Annotated in this window: 15 protein-coding genes; 6 read left to right on the top strand and 9 right to left on the bottom strand. The window is 65.2% G+C overall.

Annotated elements, in window-relative coordinates; genetic code table 11:
- Positions 1-132: 132 nt before the first annotated feature.
- Positions 133-1,173, top strand: a complete 1,041-nt coding sequence (gene gtdA / locus AAFG13_RS29140; protein ID WP_212311852.1) for a gentisate 1,2-dioxygenase — start codon at positions 133-135, stop codon at positions 1,171-1,173.
- 175 nt (positions 1,174-1,348) lie between these two features.
- On the opposite strand, the gene AAFG13_RS29135 is transcribed toward gtdA, so the two are convergent.
- The 4 genes from AAFG13_RS29135 to AAFG13_RS29120 all read right to left on the bottom strand — a co-directional run bounded on the left by AAFG13_RS29135 (position 1,349) and on the right by AAFG13_RS29120 (position 5,553).
- Positions 1,349-2,176, bottom strand: coding sequence for an ABC transporter permease (locus AAFG13_RS29135; RefSeq protein ID WP_342708966.1), 828 nt, complete (start codon positions 2,174-2,176; stop codon positions 1,349-1,351).
- Complete coding sequence (locus tag AAFG13_RS29130; protein ID WP_342708965.1) at positions 2,169-2,942, bottom strand: ABC transporter ATP-binding protein; 774 nt, start codon at positions 2,940-2,942, stop codon at positions 2,169-2,171. The genes AAFG13_RS29135 and AAFG13_RS29130 overlap by 8 nt, the downstream gene beginning before the upstream one ends.
- A gap of 129 nt (positions 2,943-3,071) precedes the next feature.
- Entirely contained in the window at positions 3,072-4,076 is a 1,005-nt protein-coding gene (locus tag AAFG13_RS29125) for an ABC transporter substrate-binding protein (protein ID WP_342708964.1), read from the bottom strand.
- A 115-nt stretch (positions 4,077-4,191) separates the two neighbouring features.
- Positions 4,192-5,553: an FAD-dependent oxidoreductase gene (locus AAFG13_RS29120; protein WP_342708963.1), complete on the bottom strand. Its 1,362-nt coding sequence runs from the start codon at positions 5,551-5,553 to the stop codon at positions 4,192-4,194.
- Between the two features lie 118 nt (positions 5,554-5,671).
- Here AAFG13_RS29120 and AAFG13_RS29115 point away from each other — a divergent pair, with 118 nt between their 5' ends.
- Together AAFG13_RS29115 and AAFG13_RS29110 are read left to right on the top strand one after the other, a co-directional pair.
- Complete coding sequence (locus AAFG13_RS29115) at positions 5,672-6,556, top strand: LysR family transcriptional regulator (RefSeq protein WP_342708962.1); 885 nt, start codon at positions 5,672-5,674, stop codon at positions 6,554-6,556.
- 73 nt (positions 6,557-6,629) lie between these two features.
- Positions 6,630-6,884 carry a hypothetical protein gene (locus AAFG13_RS29110; protein ID WP_342708961.1) on the top strand — a complete coding sequence of 85 codons (255 nt, stop codon included), beginning with the start codon at positions 6,630-6,632 and terminating at the stop codon, positions 6,882-6,884.
- A gap of 15 nt (positions 6,885-6,899) precedes the next feature.
- Here AAFG13_RS29110 and AAFG13_RS29105 read toward each other — a convergent pair whose 3' ends face one another.
- Positions 6,900-7,700, bottom strand: coding sequence for an enoyl-CoA hydratase-related protein (locus AAFG13_RS29105; protein WP_342708960.1), 801 nt, complete (start codon positions 7,698-7,700; stop codon positions 6,900-6,902).
- A gap of 179 nt (positions 7,701-7,879) precedes the next feature.
- Here AAFG13_RS29105 and AAFG13_RS29100 point away from each other — a divergent pair, with 179 nt between their 5' ends.
- On the top strand, positions 7,880-8,854 hold the full coding sequence (locus AAFG13_RS29100; protein WP_342708959.1) for a ketopantoate reductase family protein: 975 nt from the start codon (positions 7,880-7,882) through the stop codon (positions 8,852-8,854).
- A 40-nt stretch (positions 8,855-8,894) separates the two neighbouring features.
- Positions 8,895-9,674, top strand: coding sequence for an SDR family oxidoreductase (locus AAFG13_RS29095; RefSeq protein ID WP_342708958.1), 780 nt, complete (start codon positions 8,895-8,897; stop codon positions 9,672-9,674).
- Positions 9,675-9,770: 96 nt separating this feature from the next.
- Here the strand turns inward: AAFG13_RS29095 and AAFG13_RS29090 are convergent, their stop codons facing one another.
- Positions 9,771-10,505, bottom strand: a complete 735-nt coding sequence (locus tag AAFG13_RS29090; RefSeq protein ID WP_342708957.1) for an aspartate/glutamate racemase family protein — start codon at positions 10,503-10,505, stop codon at positions 9,771-9,773.
- Between the two features lie 104 nt (positions 10,506-10,609).
- Entirely contained in the window at positions 10,610-11,290 is a 681-nt protein-coding gene (locus AAFG13_RS29085; RefSeq protein WP_342708956.1) for an alpha/beta family hydrolase, read from the bottom strand.
- A gap of 260 nt (positions 11,291-11,550) precedes the next feature.
- Between AAFG13_RS29085 and AAFG13_RS29080 the strand changes: the two genes are divergently transcribed.
- Entirely contained in the window at positions 11,551-13,386 is a 1,836-nt protein-coding gene (locus AAFG13_RS29080) for a cytochrome c (protein WP_342708955.1), read from the top strand.
- 15 nt (positions 13,387-13,401) lie between these two features.
- On the opposite strand, the gene AAFG13_RS29075 is transcribed toward AAFG13_RS29080, so the two are convergent.
- On the bottom strand, positions 13,402-14,871 hold the full coding sequence (locus AAFG13_RS29075; RefSeq protein WP_342708954.1) for an FAD-binding oxidoreductase: 1,470 nt from the start codon (positions 14,869-14,871) through the stop codon (positions 13,402-13,404).
- Positions 14,872-14,880: 9 nt separating this feature from the next.
- Positions 14,881-15,969 carry an FAD-dependent oxidoreductase gene (locus tag AAFG13_RS29070; protein WP_212311865.1) on the bottom strand — a complete coding sequence of 363 codons (1,089 nt, stop codon included), beginning with the start codon at positions 15,967-15,969 and terminating at the stop codon, positions 14,881-14,883.
- Between the last annotated feature and the right edge of the window lie 11 nt (positions 15,970-15,980).

Here is a 15,980-nt window from a genome sequence, read left to right as displayed (position 1 = left end):
TTTTGACGCGTTTTCTTCACGCGAACCGGTATCCACTTCGCTCGAAAACGCTCCGGCTTCATTGACGCTAGCCGTATTGTAAGTATACTGTCAATCAATTGAACCGACAAGAATGATGATGGGAGGCTTGCCATGGAAGCCGTGCAGAAGACCCCCGAGCGCGAAGCGTTCTACAAGAAGATCGACGGCCAGAACCTCTCGGCGCTGTGGAACGTGATGAACGATCTGATCACGCCGGAGCCGAAGAGCGCCTGCCGCCCGCATCTGTGGAAGTTCGACCAGATCCGCGATTACATGAACGAGGCCGGCAAATTGATCACGGCCAAGGAAGCCGAGCGCCGCGTGCTGGTGCTGGAAAATCCGGGGCTGCGCGGCCAGTCCAAGATCACGACCTCGCTGTTCGCCGGCGTGCAGATGGTGGTGCCGGGCGACATCGCCCCCGCCCATCGCCATGCCCAGTCGGCGCTGCGCTTCGTGCTCGAGGGCAAGGGCGCCTTCACTGCGGTCGATGGCGAGCGCACTGCGATGGCGCCGGGCGACTTCGTCATCACGCCGTCGATGACCTGGCACGACCATTCCAACGAAACCAGTGAGCCGATGTTCTGGCTCGACGGGCTCGACATCCCGATGGTGCAGTTCTTCGATTGCTCGTTCGCCGAGGGCGCCAAGGAAGATCAGCAGTCGATCTCCAAGCCCGCCGGCGCCAGCTTCGCGCGCTACGGCCACAATTTGTTGCCGATCGACCAGAAGCGGACCTCGAAGACCTCGCCGATCTTCAACTATCCATATGAATACACCCGCGAGGCGCTAGAGAAGGCCAGGGTCAGTAACGAGTGGGACGCCTGCCATGGGCTGAAGCTGAAATTCTCCAATCCCGAGACCGGCGATTTCGCGATGCCGACCATCGGCACCTTCATCCAGCTGCTGCCGAAGGGTTTCAAGACCGCGCGCTATCGGTCAACCGATGCCACCGTGTTCGCGGCGATCGAGGGCAAGGGCCGCACCCGGGTCGGCGACCAGACATTTGAGTGGGGCCCGCGCGATTTGTTCGTGGTGCCGAGCTGGCATTGGGTCACCCACGAGGCCGACGCCGACTCCGTGCTGTTCTCGTTCTCCGACCGCCCGGTGCAGCAGAAGCTGGATTTGTTCCGCGAGGATCGCGGCAACGCATAAGGCCCGTCGTCGCAAGGCACGCAGCACCCACCCCACGTCGTCCCGGCGAAGGCCGGGACCCATTACCACCACTCTCGATTGGTTGAACGCGCTTGGGCCCAGCTTTTCCCAACAACCACGCCCTGTGGTTATGGGTCCCGGGACGACACCTTGGGTGTGGCCGGCAGTGTGGCCCTCACCGCCAGTGCAGCAGCCTCACCTCGAGCAGGTTGATCAGCTTCCCGACCACAAGCCCGAACAGCGACAGGATCACGACGCCGGCGAGCAGCTGATCGGTCTGCATCAGATTGCCGGCCTGCAGCACGAAGGCGCCGATGCCGTATTGCGCGCCGATCATCTCGGCACTGACGACGAGCAACAGCGCGACCGACGAAGTGATGCGGAAGCCGGCGAGGATCGAGGGCAGCGCGCCCGGCCAGATCACGCGGCGCACGATGGCGCGGAACGGCACGTTGAAGCTCTGCGCCATCCGGATCAGATTGCGCGGCACCGCGTCGACGCCGCTATAGACCGAGATCGCGGTCGAGAAGAACACCCCGAGCGCAATGGTCGCGATCTTCGGCTCCTCGCCGATCCCGAGCCACAGGATGAGCAGCGGCAGCAGCGCGATCTTCGGAATCGGGAACAGCGCCGAGATGAAGGTGATGCCGACGCCACGCGCCATGGTCGACAGCCCGATCGCGAAGCCGACGATGACGCCCACTGCCGTGCCGATGATCCAGCCGGTGCCGATCCGCATGATCGACCACGACAAATGCTGCCACAGCGCGCCCGACATCGCGAGCTTATAGATCGCAACCGCGATCGCCGACGGCGCCGGCAGGAACAGCGGGTTGACCAATCCCGCACTGCCGGCAAGCTGCCAGACCGCGATGACGAGCGCGAGCGCGATCCAGCCGGCATAGCGGCTGCCGCCAGGAGTGAAGCCGGCGCCGCGAAACGTGACCGGCCGCGTCGCTTCTGCCGATTGGTCCTTGGTCTCCTGCGGGGAGCGGTCAAGCATGCTGGACCTCGCGCTCGGCATCGATCGCTTCTTTCCGAATCAGCGACCACAACTCGCCCTGCAAGGCAGCCATCTGGCCGCGGGCATCCGCCGCGCCGCGCTCGACGCGCGTCATCGGGATGGTCACGATCTCCCTGATGCGGCCGGGGCGGCGCGACAGCACCACGACGCGGTCGGCAAGCCGCACGGCTTCCTCGAGGTTATGCGTGACATAGACCGCGCCCATCGCGCCGTCGGCGAGCAGGCCGACGAAATCCTCCATCAGGAGCTCGCGGGTCTGTGAATCCAGCGCCGACAGCGGCTCGTCCATCAACAGGATCGCCGGACGAACCGCGAGTGCGCGCGCAATGCCGACGCGCTGGCGCATGCCGCCGGACAACTGCTTCGGATAGGCCGAGCGAAAATCCGTCAAGCCCGTGCGGCGCAGCGCATCGTCGATCACGGCGCTGCGCTCGCCGGCGCTCAAGGCGGCGTGCAGCAGCGGAAACGCGACGTTCTCCTCGACCGTATTCCACGGCAGCAAGGCAAAGTCCTGGAACACGAAGGTCAACGGATTGAGGCTGCCGGCCGGCGGCACCCCGCGCAACTCGGCCGCGCCCGCGGCCGGCCGCAGCAGGCCGCCGAGGATCGACAGCAGCGTGCTCTTGCCGCAGCCGGACGGCCCGACGATCGCGACGATCTCGCCGGCACGAACCGTGAAGGAGACATCATCGAGCACGTCGAGCGCGCCGAAGCGATGGCTGATATGGTCGGCGATCAGGTCCATGCTATGCACTGCTCGCAATAGAGCTCGTCATTGCGAGGAGCGAAGCGACGAAGCAATCCATCCATCCGCGGATGTGGCACGATGGATTGCTTCGCTTCGCTCGCAATGACGGTTCGTTACGTGTCCGCATCAATCCGCCTTCACATGATCCTTGGCGATGATCGTGCCGGCGTCAAAGCCCTTGTCGACGAAGCCCTGCTCCTGCAGCCATTCGATCTGGTTGCCGACGTTCTTCACGTCGAGCTTGCCGTCGGGATCGACATAGGCGCAGTTGCCCACCACCTGCTCGACCGGAAGATTGGTGTATTTGGCGATGATCTCGAGCAGCGGCCTTGTCTTGTCGTTGATCGGTACCACGCCGTCCTTGATCGCGGTCAGGATCACGTCGTGGTATTCGTGGTCGGCGCGGGTGAGCGCGGTGAGCAGCCTGGTCACCAAAGCGGCATTGGCCAATGTCTTCGGCGAAGCGAAGATGGCCCCTAACTGCCACGGCGTCTCGTCGCCGACCCAGCCCAGGAATTTCGCGCCGTTGGAGTCCATCAGCGTCCGCGCGGTCGAAACCGGCAACAGCGCCGCGTCGACGGTTTCACCCTTCAGCGCCGCGGCCGCGTTCGACAGCGACTGCAGCGGCACGACCTTCACGTCGGACAGCTTGAAGCCGTATTTGTCGGCGAGCAGGCCGAGCGAATAGTGGAAGCTGGAGCCGACCTGGGTCACCGCCACGCGCTTGCCGGCGAGATCCTTCGGGGTCTTGAGGCCGGCGGCATAGGCATTGTTGCTGGCGAAATAGCCGATCAAGGGATAGCCGGCCTTCTCGCGGCTCATGCCGCCGATCACCTTCAGCGTGCCCTTGCCGGCGAGATTGTAGAGCCCCGCGGTGAAAGCGGTGATGCCGAAATCGACATCGCCCGATGTGGTCGCGACCGCGATCGGCTGCGCCGCGTCGAAGAACTTCAGCTCGACGTCGAGCCCGGCGTCGTGGAAATAGCCCTTGTCCTGAGCGATGAACACCGGCGCCGAGGACGACAGGCGCAAGACACCGACCTTCGCCTTCAGGAGATCATCGGCCCGTGCAATCCCACTCGCGGCCCACACCAAGAGACCCGCGAGTGCGAGCCGCGCCCAACCCTTCATTGTCGTCCTCCGCCAAGAGCCGTTTCCGTTCCGATTAGATCGGAATGGGGCTCCAGATTCCTGTTTTGACGCATTTTATTCACGCGAACCGGTGTCCACTTCGCTTGAAAACGCTCTAGAGTCCTTCGGGCACGGCCTGATCGCGGCCGATAAACGCACCCTGCTTGCCAAGCTGTTGTTGCAACTTTTCGACGGAAATGTCGCGCGGAATCGTATTGCCCGACAGTGCCAGCGCGGCCGCGGTTCCCGCCGCCTCGCCCATCACGAAACAGGCACCGGAGACGCGCGCCGCCGATTGTCCTTCATGGGTCATCGAAGCGCAGCGGCCGGCGACCAGCAGGTTGTCGACGCCATCAGGCACCAGCATGCGATACGGTAACTCGTTATAGCCGCGGCTTTCCGGGATCGGCGGAAACTCGAAGATCACGTCGCCCGGCACGTGGGATTCCTTCGGCCATCCATTGACGCCGATCGAGTCCTCGAACGAGGCACAGCCCAAGACGTCCTCGCCGGACAGCATGTAGCCGCCGATCACGCGCCGCGTCTCGCGGATGCCGAGCTGCGGCGGCAGATCGACGATGTAGGAATTCTCGAATCCGGGCACCGTGCGCAGGAACGCAAAGGCCTCGACCGCCTGGCGACGGCCCTCGATCTCACCGCGCGTCATGTCATCTGGATCAATGCCCGAGATGGCGCCGCCATCGCTCCGCGTCACCTGGGTGAAATTCACCCGCCATTCGATCTGCGATTTCTGCGGCCGGACGATCGCGGACTTGCGCGGGAATTTGCGGGTGCCGGCGGCCTCGGCTTCCGCCATCAGCGCCGGGATCGTCTGCCATGCATCGCCGGCTTTCGCCGGATCGATGCCATTGAGACGGAACATCATCGAGGGGTAGAGCATTCCGCCTTGGTTGTCGCCGACCTCATAGGACGCGCCGGCCCACACCGCGAGGTCGCCGTCACCGGAGCAGTCGATGAAGATGCCGGCCCGCACGGCCTGCCGGCCGGCCTTGGTTTCCACCATCAGCGCGCGGATGTGCGCGCCATCCATGACGACGCCGGCGCCGAGCGCGTGGAACAGGATATCGACCTTGTGATGCGCCAAGAGATCGTCCGCCGCGATCTTGTAGGCCGCGGTGTCATAGGCCTGCGCTAGGATCTTGCCGAGGATCAGATGCGGCGCGTTCAACCCGCCGAGCCGGTCGATCCGCGCCAGCAGGTCGGAGGCGATGCCCTGCACCACGCGATGCATCTCGCCGAAGATGTTGGCGTGCAGCCCGCAGAAGTTCGTCACGCCCGCCGCGGTGCCCATGCCGCCGAGAAAGCCGTAGCGCTCGATCAAGAGCGTACGCCGCCCGGCCCGTGCCGCGCCGACCGCTGCCGCGATGCCGGCCGGACCGCCGCCAAGCACCACCACATCATATTCGCCATAGACCGGGACCTGTCGCGCAGGTTCTTCGATCGTGCTCATCAGCATCATTTCCGCCCTGAACAAAGTTGATTGGGCCAACTATGAATTGATGCGGATTGCAGTACAATCCACCAAATTATGTAATCAGCTTTCGCGAATCGAGAAAGGCTATTGGGAAGCGCAGATGGATACGCTGGTCAATCTCGAAGCCTTCCTCGCCACCGCCGACGCCGGCGGCTTCTCCGCCGCGGCGCGCAAGCTCAACGTCGCGACGTCGGTCGTCGCCAAGCGCGTGACCCAGCTCGAGGAGCGGATCGGCACCGCGCTGTTCCACCGCTCGACCCGTCAGTTGCGGCTGACTGAGGCCGGGCAGCAATATGTCCATCGCGCCCGCGGCGTGGTTGCCGATGTCGGCGATCTACTGTCGCGGATGGGCGAGAAGCAGCGCGATCTCACCGATCATCTGCGCGTGAAGGCGCCGACCTCGCTAACGGTCGCGCGGCTCGCCGATGCCTTCACGATCTTCCAGAAGCAGAACAGAAGCGTGAAGCTCGAGATCGTGATGATCGACCGTCCGGTCGATCCGGTGACCGAAGGTTTTGACATCGCGATCGGCGCCTTCCCGCATTCCTTCGGTGGCGTCGTCGACGAGCCTTTGTGCCGGCTGCCGCGGCTGTTGTGCGCCTCGTCAGCGTATCTGAAGAAGCACGGCACGCCGAAACATCCGCGCGACCTGGTCGATCACCGCTGCCTCAGTTTCCTGCCGACCGGACCGGAATGGCCGTTCGAGGGACCACGCGGCCGCATCAATGTCCAGGTGCGCCCGATTCTCTCGTCGAACGAGGGCCGTGTGCTGGCGCAAAGCGCGATCGCCGGCAATGGCATCGCGCTGCTCTCGCACTATCTGGTCGCGGACGCGCTGCGCGACGGCGCCTTGCAGCCGATCCTCGCCGAGTTTCCGATCCCGGAACTGTGGGTGAAGGCCGCCGTTCCCGAGCGCCGCATCAATGCCGCCGCGGTGCAGGCGCTGCTGAAGACATTGAAAAAGTCACTGGCGCAATCGCTGTGATGCGAGATGGTCTTGCCCTCGCATACGGACCTGAGACAAGGACGCCAAAGGATCCCCCGCTTTGAAACTCCTGATGTCAGTGTCGCTTGGCCTCATCCTCGCCGCCGGGCCCGCGGCGGCGATCGAGACCTGCCGGTTCATCGAGGCCAAGCCGGAGCGCGAGGCCTGCTACCATCGCCAGGAGCAGGAGCTGGCGGCGAAGCGCAAGCCCGAGCCGCCGCCGATCACCCAGTCGAGCGAATCGAAGACGTTCGATCAGTTGCAGCAGATGCGTCGTGACGACGAAGAGGTCTATCGCAGCATGCGTGGCATCTGCCGCGGCTGCTGAGCTGAGCGGCCGGGCCTATGCCCCGCCGCCGCCCCACCGGCCCGCGCGCTTCTCGGCAAAGGACGCGAGTCCTTCGGCCGCCTCGGCGGTCTGCCGCTTGGCCGAATGCAGATGGACGAGGCGCTTGTAGGCCTCATCATCCACGCCCATGCCGCCGAACGAACTCTCCATCGCGAGCTTCTTGGTCTCGGCCATCGCATCCGGCGCGTTGCCGAGCAGCTGCTCGACGACCTTGGCACCTGCGCTCTCGAGATCGGCTGATGGCACCACCTCATGGACCAGGCCGATGCGGCGGGCATCCTCAGCGCCGAAACGTTCGCCGGTCAGCGCGTAGCGGCGCACCTGGCGCGCGCCGATGGCGTCGCAAAGCTGCGGGATGATGATCGCAGCCGTCAGGCCCCAGCGCACCTCGGTGATCGAGAACAGCGCGTTGTCGGCCGCGATCACGATATCGCAGGCCGCGATCACGCCGGTGCCGCCGCCGAAGCAACCGCCCTGCACCAGCGCCACGGTCGGCACCGGCAGCGTGTTGAGGCGCTGCACGGCCTCGAAGGTGGCGCGCGACGCCGCCTCGTTCTCCTCGGATGATTTCGGCCGCACGCCGTTGATCCATTTCAGGTCGGCGCCGGCCTGGAAATGCTTGCCGTTGCCGTTCAGCACGACGACGCGCACCGGCCTGGTCGAGAGATCGTCGATCGCGGCCAGCACGCCCGCAATCAGTGCGCCGTCATAGGCGTTGTTGACCTCGGGGCGATTCAGCGTGACGGTCGCGACCCCGCGCGCATCGAGGCTCCACAGGACTGGGCTGGCCGACATGACGTTTCTCCCTCGTTCGGTATTGCTGCTGTCTTGTACTAGCCTTGCACTATGGCGAGCGGAGATGGCTTGATCCATCACTTTCGAGCGCGTGCGACCGCGCCCCGCGCATGACGGGTTGCGCGATGCCCTGCGCTTGTGGAAACTGATGCGGCACGTTGGAAGGAATTGTTCCACCCATGCGTATCTGCATTTTCGGCGCGGGCGCGGTCGGCAGCCATTTCGCAGTCCGGCTGGCACGCGCCGGCCACGATGTGTCCTGCGTGATGCGCGGGCCGCATCTCGACGCGGTCAAATCCCGCGGATTGACGCTGAAGGTCGGCGACACCAGCGTCACCGCGAAGGTGAAGGCGTCGGCCGATCCTGCCGAACTGGGGCCGCAGGACGTCGTCATCAGCACGCTGAAGGCCACCGGCATCGGCGCGCTCGCAACCGGACTGCCGCCGCTGCTTCAGCACGACACATCAATCGTGTTCGCGCAGAACGGCATTCCCTGGTGGTACGATCTCGGCCTGCCGCCGCGGCATCCCGCCATCCCCGATCTCGGCTTCCTCGATCCCGGCGGGCGCCTGCGCAGCGCCATCCCGAAGGAGCGGATCATCGGCGGCGTGATCTTCTCCTCCAATGAGGTGGTTGCGCCCGGCGTGGCGGCGAACCTGTCGCCGGATCGCAACCGGCTTTTGATCGGCGAATGCGACGACCGACGGAGCGAGCGCATCGCCAATTTGCGTGCGGCACTCAATGACGCATCGATCGAATCGCCCGCGGTCAACGAGATCCGCGAGACGATCTGGTCGAAGCTATTGACCAACATGTCGATGTCGGTGCTCTGCCTGCTGACGGGGTTGACCGCACGCGGCGTCCGCGACGATGCTGACATGCAGGACGTGATCCCGCGCCTGCTCGACGAGGCCAATGCGGTGGCGACGCACTACATTCCCGAGGTCAAGCGCGTCACCCGCTCAGGCCCGGCGCCGGACCACAAGCCATCGATCCTGCAGGACTACGAGCTCGGACGCGCCATGGAGATCGATGTGCTGGTGCGCGCACCGGCGGCGTTTGCCCGCGCAGCTAACCTTCCGACCCCGATGCTCGACCTGATGGCCGCGCTCGCGATCCAGAAGGCGCGTGACAAGGGGCTCTATCAGAGCTGACAATCCGCCCCACGACGCTAACAAGCAGGGATATCGAACCATGCAAGTCAAGGACAAGGTCTGCATCGTCACCGGCGGCGCGAGCGGGATCGGCGAAGCGGTGGCGCGGGCCTATGCCGACGCCGGCGCCCGCGGCGTCGTGGTCGCCGATCTCAAGACCTCGCGCGACCGGCTCGCCAGCGTTGCCGGCGACATCGACGGGCTCGCGGTCACCGCCGATGTCGGGCTCGAGGAGGACGTCAAGGCGCTGATCGCCGCGGCGGAGGACAAGTATGGCCCGGTCGACGTGTTCTTCTCCAATGCCGGGCTGTCGCGCAAGGGACAGGAAGCCGCGTCCGATGCCGACTGGGACGTGAGCTGGCGGGTGCATGTGATGAGCCATGTGTTCGCGGCGCGCGCGCTGGTGCCCGGCATGCTCGCGCGCGGCTCCGGCTATCTCATCAACACCGCGTCGGCGGCGGGGCTATTGGCCTCGCTGAACTCGATGCCTTACGGCGTAACCAAGAACGCGGCGGTCGCGCTCGCCGAGCATCTCGCCATCCAGTATGGCGATCGCGGCATCCGCGTCTCCGTGCTCTGCCCGCAATCGGTGCAGACGGGGATGACCACGCCGGGCCCGAGCGCGGCGCGTGTCGACGGCGTGCTGCAACCCGGCGAAGTGGCACGGATGGTGATCGAGGCGATGGCCGAGGAGCGCTTCCTGATCCTTTCGCATCCCCAGGTGCAGGAATACATGCAGCGCAAGGCCACCAATCGCGAGCGCTGGCTGTCCGGCATGCGCCGCCTGCGCGACCGGATCTATGGCGGCGCGGCGTCATAACGATCTCACTGTCATTGCGAGCGAAGCGAAGCAATCCATATCACCACTTGCCGAGAAATGGATTGCTTCGTCGCTACGCTCCTCGCAATGACGAGGTCATTCCTTGAGACCTGGTGCGAATCCTTCGAGCAGACCCGTGTATCTCTTCACTCCAGGCGAAGCATAGGCGCCGCGGCGCGAAGTCGTGAGCTTGAGGCCGGCGAGCGCTTCCGCCTGTTTCACCGCGGCGGCCACGCCGTCGACGACAGGCACGCCGAATTGCGCGGACAGCTCATGGGCGAGATCGGCCATGCCGGCACATCCGAGCACGATGGCGTCGGCGCCCTTCTCCAGTGCGCGGGCGATCTCCGCCTCCAGCTTTGGCCTGGCGCCCGAACCCGGTTTCTCCAGATCGAGCACCGCGACGTCGCAGGCGGTGACCGTGGCGCGATCGGCAAAGCCGTAGCGGCGGACCAGTTCCTCGAGCGGCACGATCGAGCGCGGCAGCGTGGTGACGATGCCGATGCGCTTGGCGATCTGCCCGGCCGTAACCAGCGCCGCCTCGCAGATGCCGACCACCGGATAACGCGCTGCCGACCGCGCGGCATCGAGCCCGGTGTCGTCGAAGCAGGCGACGATGCCGGCATCAGCGTCCGGCGTCTTCAGCAATGCGTCGATCAGCCCGGGAACGGCGAACGCCTCGTCGTAGAAGCCCTCGATCGAGGCGGGTCCCATCGACGATGTGACGGCCACGATCTCGGTACCATCAGCGGCAACCGCCTGGGCCGCAGTGGCAATCGTCGCGGTCATCGACGCGGTGGTGTTGGGATTGACGATCAGGATCTTGGTCATGAGTCGAGATTAGTAGCCCGGATGGAGCGAAGCGCAATCCGGGACGGTGTCACAGGTGGAAAGGCCGGCCCCGGATTTCGCTTCGCTGCATCCGGGCTACCCACCTACACATGCTTCGCGACCCAGGCCGCGAACGCATCGAGCACCTCGGCCATCACCTCGCGGTCGTTGCGGCCGGAACGCTTGAGGACATGGAAGGAGTGATCCGCCTCCTGCACCAACTGCAACGTGGCGCGCGCACCCAGCCCCTTCACGACGGGCTCGAGCAGATCGAGCTCGGCCAGCGCATCGCGCGTGCCCTGCAGGAACAGCATCGGGACCTTGACCTCGGCGAGATGTTTGGCCCGCTCGCTCGACGGCTGGCCGGCGGGATGCAGGGGAAAGCCGAGGAACACCAGCCCGCGCACGCCGGCGAGCGGCGCTTTGGCCTGCGCCTGCGAGGTCATGCGTCCGCCGAACGACTTGCCGCCGGCGAACAGCGGCAGTTCGCCGCAACGGCGCGCGGCCTCCGCCACCGCGGCGCGCACCGTCGCCTGCGCGACGGCGGGCGGATCGGGCCGCTTGCTGCCCCTCTCCATGTAGGGAAACTGATAGCGCAAGGTCGCGATGCCGCGCTCGGCGAGGCCGACCGCAATCGTCTCCATCGACGGATGCGCCATGCCGGCGCCGGCGCCATGCGCGAACACATAGGCGCTACGGGCCTGCGCCGGGCGCAGCAGCAGTGCGGACACCGAGTTGTCGTCCGAGACCGTGATCGTGAGCGGTTGTGCACTTGGCGCGTTCAAGATGACATCTCGAAGAATTGTTGCTCCGTCATTTCTAGCCGCGGGCAGCCATGCGCGCAAATGCCGCCGAGGCGAACACGCCGCAAGTGAACTGGCTCACAGCCAACCAACATTTCCTTTGCAACATTTCCGTTGGTAGACCGAGCGCCGCCACTGTAGGATGGCACACAGCGCATCACACGCTTAACGCGAACCTGTTTCGGCGATTTTTAATATCTCATCAATATGACGCGCGAGTACCGCGAATTGGGGAATGGGGCATGCCTCGCAAGACGATCTTCTTCATCGGGCTGCTGATTGTCGCCGGCGTCCTCTACCTCAAGGACGATATCGAGACGGTGGCGAGCGGCTTCCGCGTCAAGGTCGTCGACTACCAGCCGCCGGCAAAGACGGTGTGGCTGGATCAGAACGTCAGCGCCGAGCGGCTGCGCTGGTTCTATCACGCCGACCAGGGCACGCGGACTTTCGGCATTCCCCTTGAATGGTTCATGGCGCTGGAGCAGCCGACGATCTGGCCACTGCTCACAGCGGCACCGCGGCTCAGCGAGACCAATTATCTCGGCCGCTTCGGCTTTATTCCCGACACTGTGATTCCGGGTAGCCCCGATGCACTGCCGATCGGCTTCGCGCCGAGTGGCCCGATGGCCGACGCCAACGGCGCGCCCTGGCGCAACCCGCATAGCAAGGCCGACATGAACGGGGTCGGGCTGACCTGCTCCGCCTGCCACACCGGAAGCTTCAGCTACCGCGGCACCGAGATCGTGATCGACGGCGGGCCCGCCAACACCAATTTGTTCGAATTCCAGAAGAGCGTCGGCGTCTCGCTGCTGTTGACGCGGTTCTGGCCGGGCCGCTTCTCGCGCTTCGCCGACGAGATCCTCGGCAAGGATGCCAGCCTCGACGAGCGCATGGCGCTGCGCAGCCAGCTCGATCTCGTGCTGAAGCAATACGCCAACATCAATGCACTGGAGACCAAGGTCGCCGCCAACAGCGTCGAGGAAGGCTATGCGCGGCTCGACGCACTGAACCGGATCGGCAACCAGGTGTTCTCGATCGATCTGAACAATCCGAACAATTATGCCTCGCATTCGGCGCCGGTGCATTTCCCGCGGATCTGGAACGCGCCGTGGTTCAGCTGGGTGCAGTATGACGGCTCGATCATGCAGCCGATGGTGCGCAATGCCGGCGAGGCGCTCGGCGTCAGCGCCGAGCTCAATCTGCTCGACGAGTCCAGGGGCCTGTTCAAATCCAGCGCGCGGATCGACGTGCTGCACGAGATGGAGCGGATGATCGCCGGCGAGCCGCCCAGCGAGGACAAGGGCTTTGGCGGCCTGGCGTCGCCGAAATGGCCGGAGAATATCCTGGGGCAGATCAACATGGATCTCGCGAAGAAGGGCGGCGAGCTCTACAAGACGCACTGCCAGGGCTGCCATGGCCCGGCGATCGACAGCAAGGCGCTGCCCGCGAGCGAAGCCTTTGCGCTGTTCAAGGACAAGAAGCGCTGGATCAAGAACGACGCCGGCCAGCCGCTGCTCGACGTCGAGATGATTCCGATCAGCCATATCGGCACCGACAGCGCGCAGGCCGAGGGCCTTGCGAGCCGCACCGTCGAGACGCCCGCCAATCTGAAGATCAAGGACGGTGGTTTCGGACCCGCGCTCGGCGAGTTGGTCGAGAAGACCGTCGACACCTGGTACGACCAGAACAAGACCCCGCCGGAGGATCGCAAGCGCATCAACGGCTACCGGCCGAACGAGATCCAGGCGCCGCTGGCCTACAAGGTCCGGCCGCTCAACGGCATCTGGGCCACCCCGCCCTATCTGCACAACGGATCGGTGCCCTCCATCTACGCGCTGCTGTCGCCGGTGAAGGATCGTCCCTCGACCTTCTATCTCGGCAACCGGGAGTACGACCCCAAGGATCTCGGCCATGTCTGGAAGGACAATATCAAGAACGCCTTCGTGCTCGACACCAGCAAACGCGGCAACAGCAATTCCGGGCACGAATTCTCGAACGAGAAGCGCCTCGGCGTGATCGGGCCGGAGTTGAAGGAAGACGAGCGCCGCGCCCTGATCGAGTTCATCAAGACGCTTTGAGCTTCGGCCTGCTCCTCATGCCGTCGGGACGCTGAGCGGCACGCTTTGGGCGTGGTGGAACAGATCATCGGGATCGTATTGCTGCTTCACCGCGACCAGCCGGGCGAGGTTGTTGCCCCAATAGGCTGACGCATAGCCGTCGAGGTCGAGATCGCAATAATTGACGTAGGACGCGCCCGGCATGAAAGGGCGCATCGCCGCATAGACCCTCGCGACGTCAGCGAGATGCGCCGCGGTGTCGGCGGATCGGCTCCAGCTCGAGAAGTACTGGATACAGTACTGCGTGCCGGCGCGGCGCGGGAATGCGGTGGCGTCGGCGGCAACATCGGCGATCCGACCGCCATAGGAATCGCACAGCAGCACGATGCCGCCCGGCGCGATCGGCGCGACCGCCGCCATCATGGCTTCGATGCCGTCGGAGGCGAGCGGCGTCAGCACGTAGTCCGACTTCGCCTTCATCAGCACCGACTCGTAGGCGAGCGGTCCGGCAAAGTGCTTGACCGCATCGAGGAAGGCGAGCGATTGCACCGACAGCGCCGATGACGGCGGCCGCACCGCCGTCAATCGCCGGAGTTCGCTGCGCAGCTCGCTCTCGCTGCCGACCGACTGGCCAATGCAGCGCATCGTGATCAGGCCGTGGCCGGCCGGGCCGACCTTCATGATCGAGGTGATGTTCGACGGCGCATTCGGCGCCCAGTCCTGCCAGGCGGCGAACAATTGCGCGGCGTGGGCCTGCGACAGTTTCCAGGAGACACCGAACACCCGCGCCGTCTTCAGGGGAAACACCTCGATCCTGAACTCGGTCGCGATGCCGAAGCTGCCACCACCGCCGCCGCGGCAGGCCCACCAGAGGTCCGGCTCCGATGTCGCATTGGCCTGCAGCACACGCGCCTGGGCGTCGACGACATTCGCCTGCAGCAGGCCGTCGCAGGTCAGTCCATGCGAGCGCGCGAGCAGGCCGTGGCCACCGCCGGTGAGATGACCGGAGATGCCGACGGTCGGGCAACTCCCTGCCTGCAGTGCGAGGCCCTGGGCGGCCAACGCGGAATAGAGCTCGTAGAGCGATACGCCGGAGCCTGCCGTGACGAGGTTCGAGGCCTTGTCGACCACAATCTGCTTCAATCCACGCACGTCGATCGCAACCCCGGACGATTGCGACAGGCCTTCATAGGAATGCCCGCCGCAGCGAACGGCGAAGCTCAATCCGTTGCTGCGCACCCAGTCGACCATCACGGCAACCGCGTGCTCGGTCTTGCAGACCGCACGCAGCGCCGGTGCCAATTGCTTGCGCTTGCTCGCGGCAGGCAGGTAATCCGCATAGTGCGCGTCCTGCGGCCGCAGGAACTCAACGTCGGTCGCCGGCAGGTTCGGCAATGGCGGCAGCGGTGCCACGGCCTCCGCCGGCGGCGCGGCGATCTCGGCGTCGGCGGCGGCAACCGGCGCATCGGAGGGCAAGAACTCGCCGACGCGAAGCGGATGTTCCATGGCGACCCCTCAGACCTCGGGAATTGCCGGGTTGACGATCGGCGCGTGGACGGGGTTGTGGATATGGATGTCGGGCAGCGGCCTCGCCGGTGCCTTGCCGAACAGCGAGGCGATGTGATCGACGAGGCCCTGGCACACCGCCTTGTCCGGGGTCTCGTTGTTGACGCCGGGCTCGAAGGTGCCGCCGATCACGACGTGATCGCTGCGCGGGAACAGGTAGCCGTTCTGGCCGTAGAGATATTGCAGCGCCGGCTGCGGCCGCAGCAGCGCAAGCTGTCCCTTGATCGGCATCATTTTGGTGTCGCTCCACAGCGTCATCGATCCGAGCCCGGTGCAGTTGACGATGATCGGCTGCGGCACGCTGGCCAGGATATCCGAACGGTTGACGAACCGCTTCGACACGAAGCTGACGCCGCGCTGGTCGAGATCGGCCTTCAGCCTGGCGAGCAGGACCGGCGGCTCAATCAGCAGGGTCTGGTAAACGAAGCCGGGCTTGGTGTGGTGCGCGAACGGCAAGCGCTGCAGCGGCTGCCGCGGCGGGATCAGGCCGGGCGCGAGTTGCAGCACGATGTCGAGATTGTGCGCACGCGTCGCGGTGTAGTTCGGCCGCTCGAACACGCCGAACCCCTGCCCGATCCGATCCTTGAACGCACGATAGGCGCTCTTGATGATGTCGGTGAGCTCGCGCTCCTTGCCGGCGAATTCCACCACCGAGACGGCCCACTGGCCGCCGGCCTTCGCGGAGGTGGTCTCGAGCGGCGCGCGATCGGAATAGACCGTGACCTTGAGCCCGAGATCGAGCAGCAATGTCGCGGCGGTCAGACCCATCACGCCGGCGCCGAGCACGGCGGCTTCGGTGACCCCACGGCTTGCGGCCAGATGATCCCTGACGATGTCGCGGACCTTCGCGGCGCAGCCAAAACTCAGCGTGATGCCGGCGCCGCCATGGCCGTAATTATGCACGATGAAGCTCTGCGAGATGGTTTCGGCATCGAGCCGGTACGATCCGTTGCGATAAGGCCGCACGCCGGCAATGCAGGCGCCGGGCTGATCGGGATCGAAGGCAAAATCTGGCGTCGGCAGGTTCGGCGTGGCCATGGCAAACCTCG

The sequence above is a fragment of the Bradyrhizobium sp. B124 genome (assembly GCF_038967635.1).
In the GTDB taxonomy this organism is placed as follows: Bacteria; Pseudomonadota; Alphaproteobacteria; order Rhizobiales; family Xanthobacteraceae; genus Bradyrhizobium.
The sequence above is the reverse complement of the archived record's forward strand: the minus strand, read 5'-3'. Positions and strand labels throughout refer to the sequence as shown.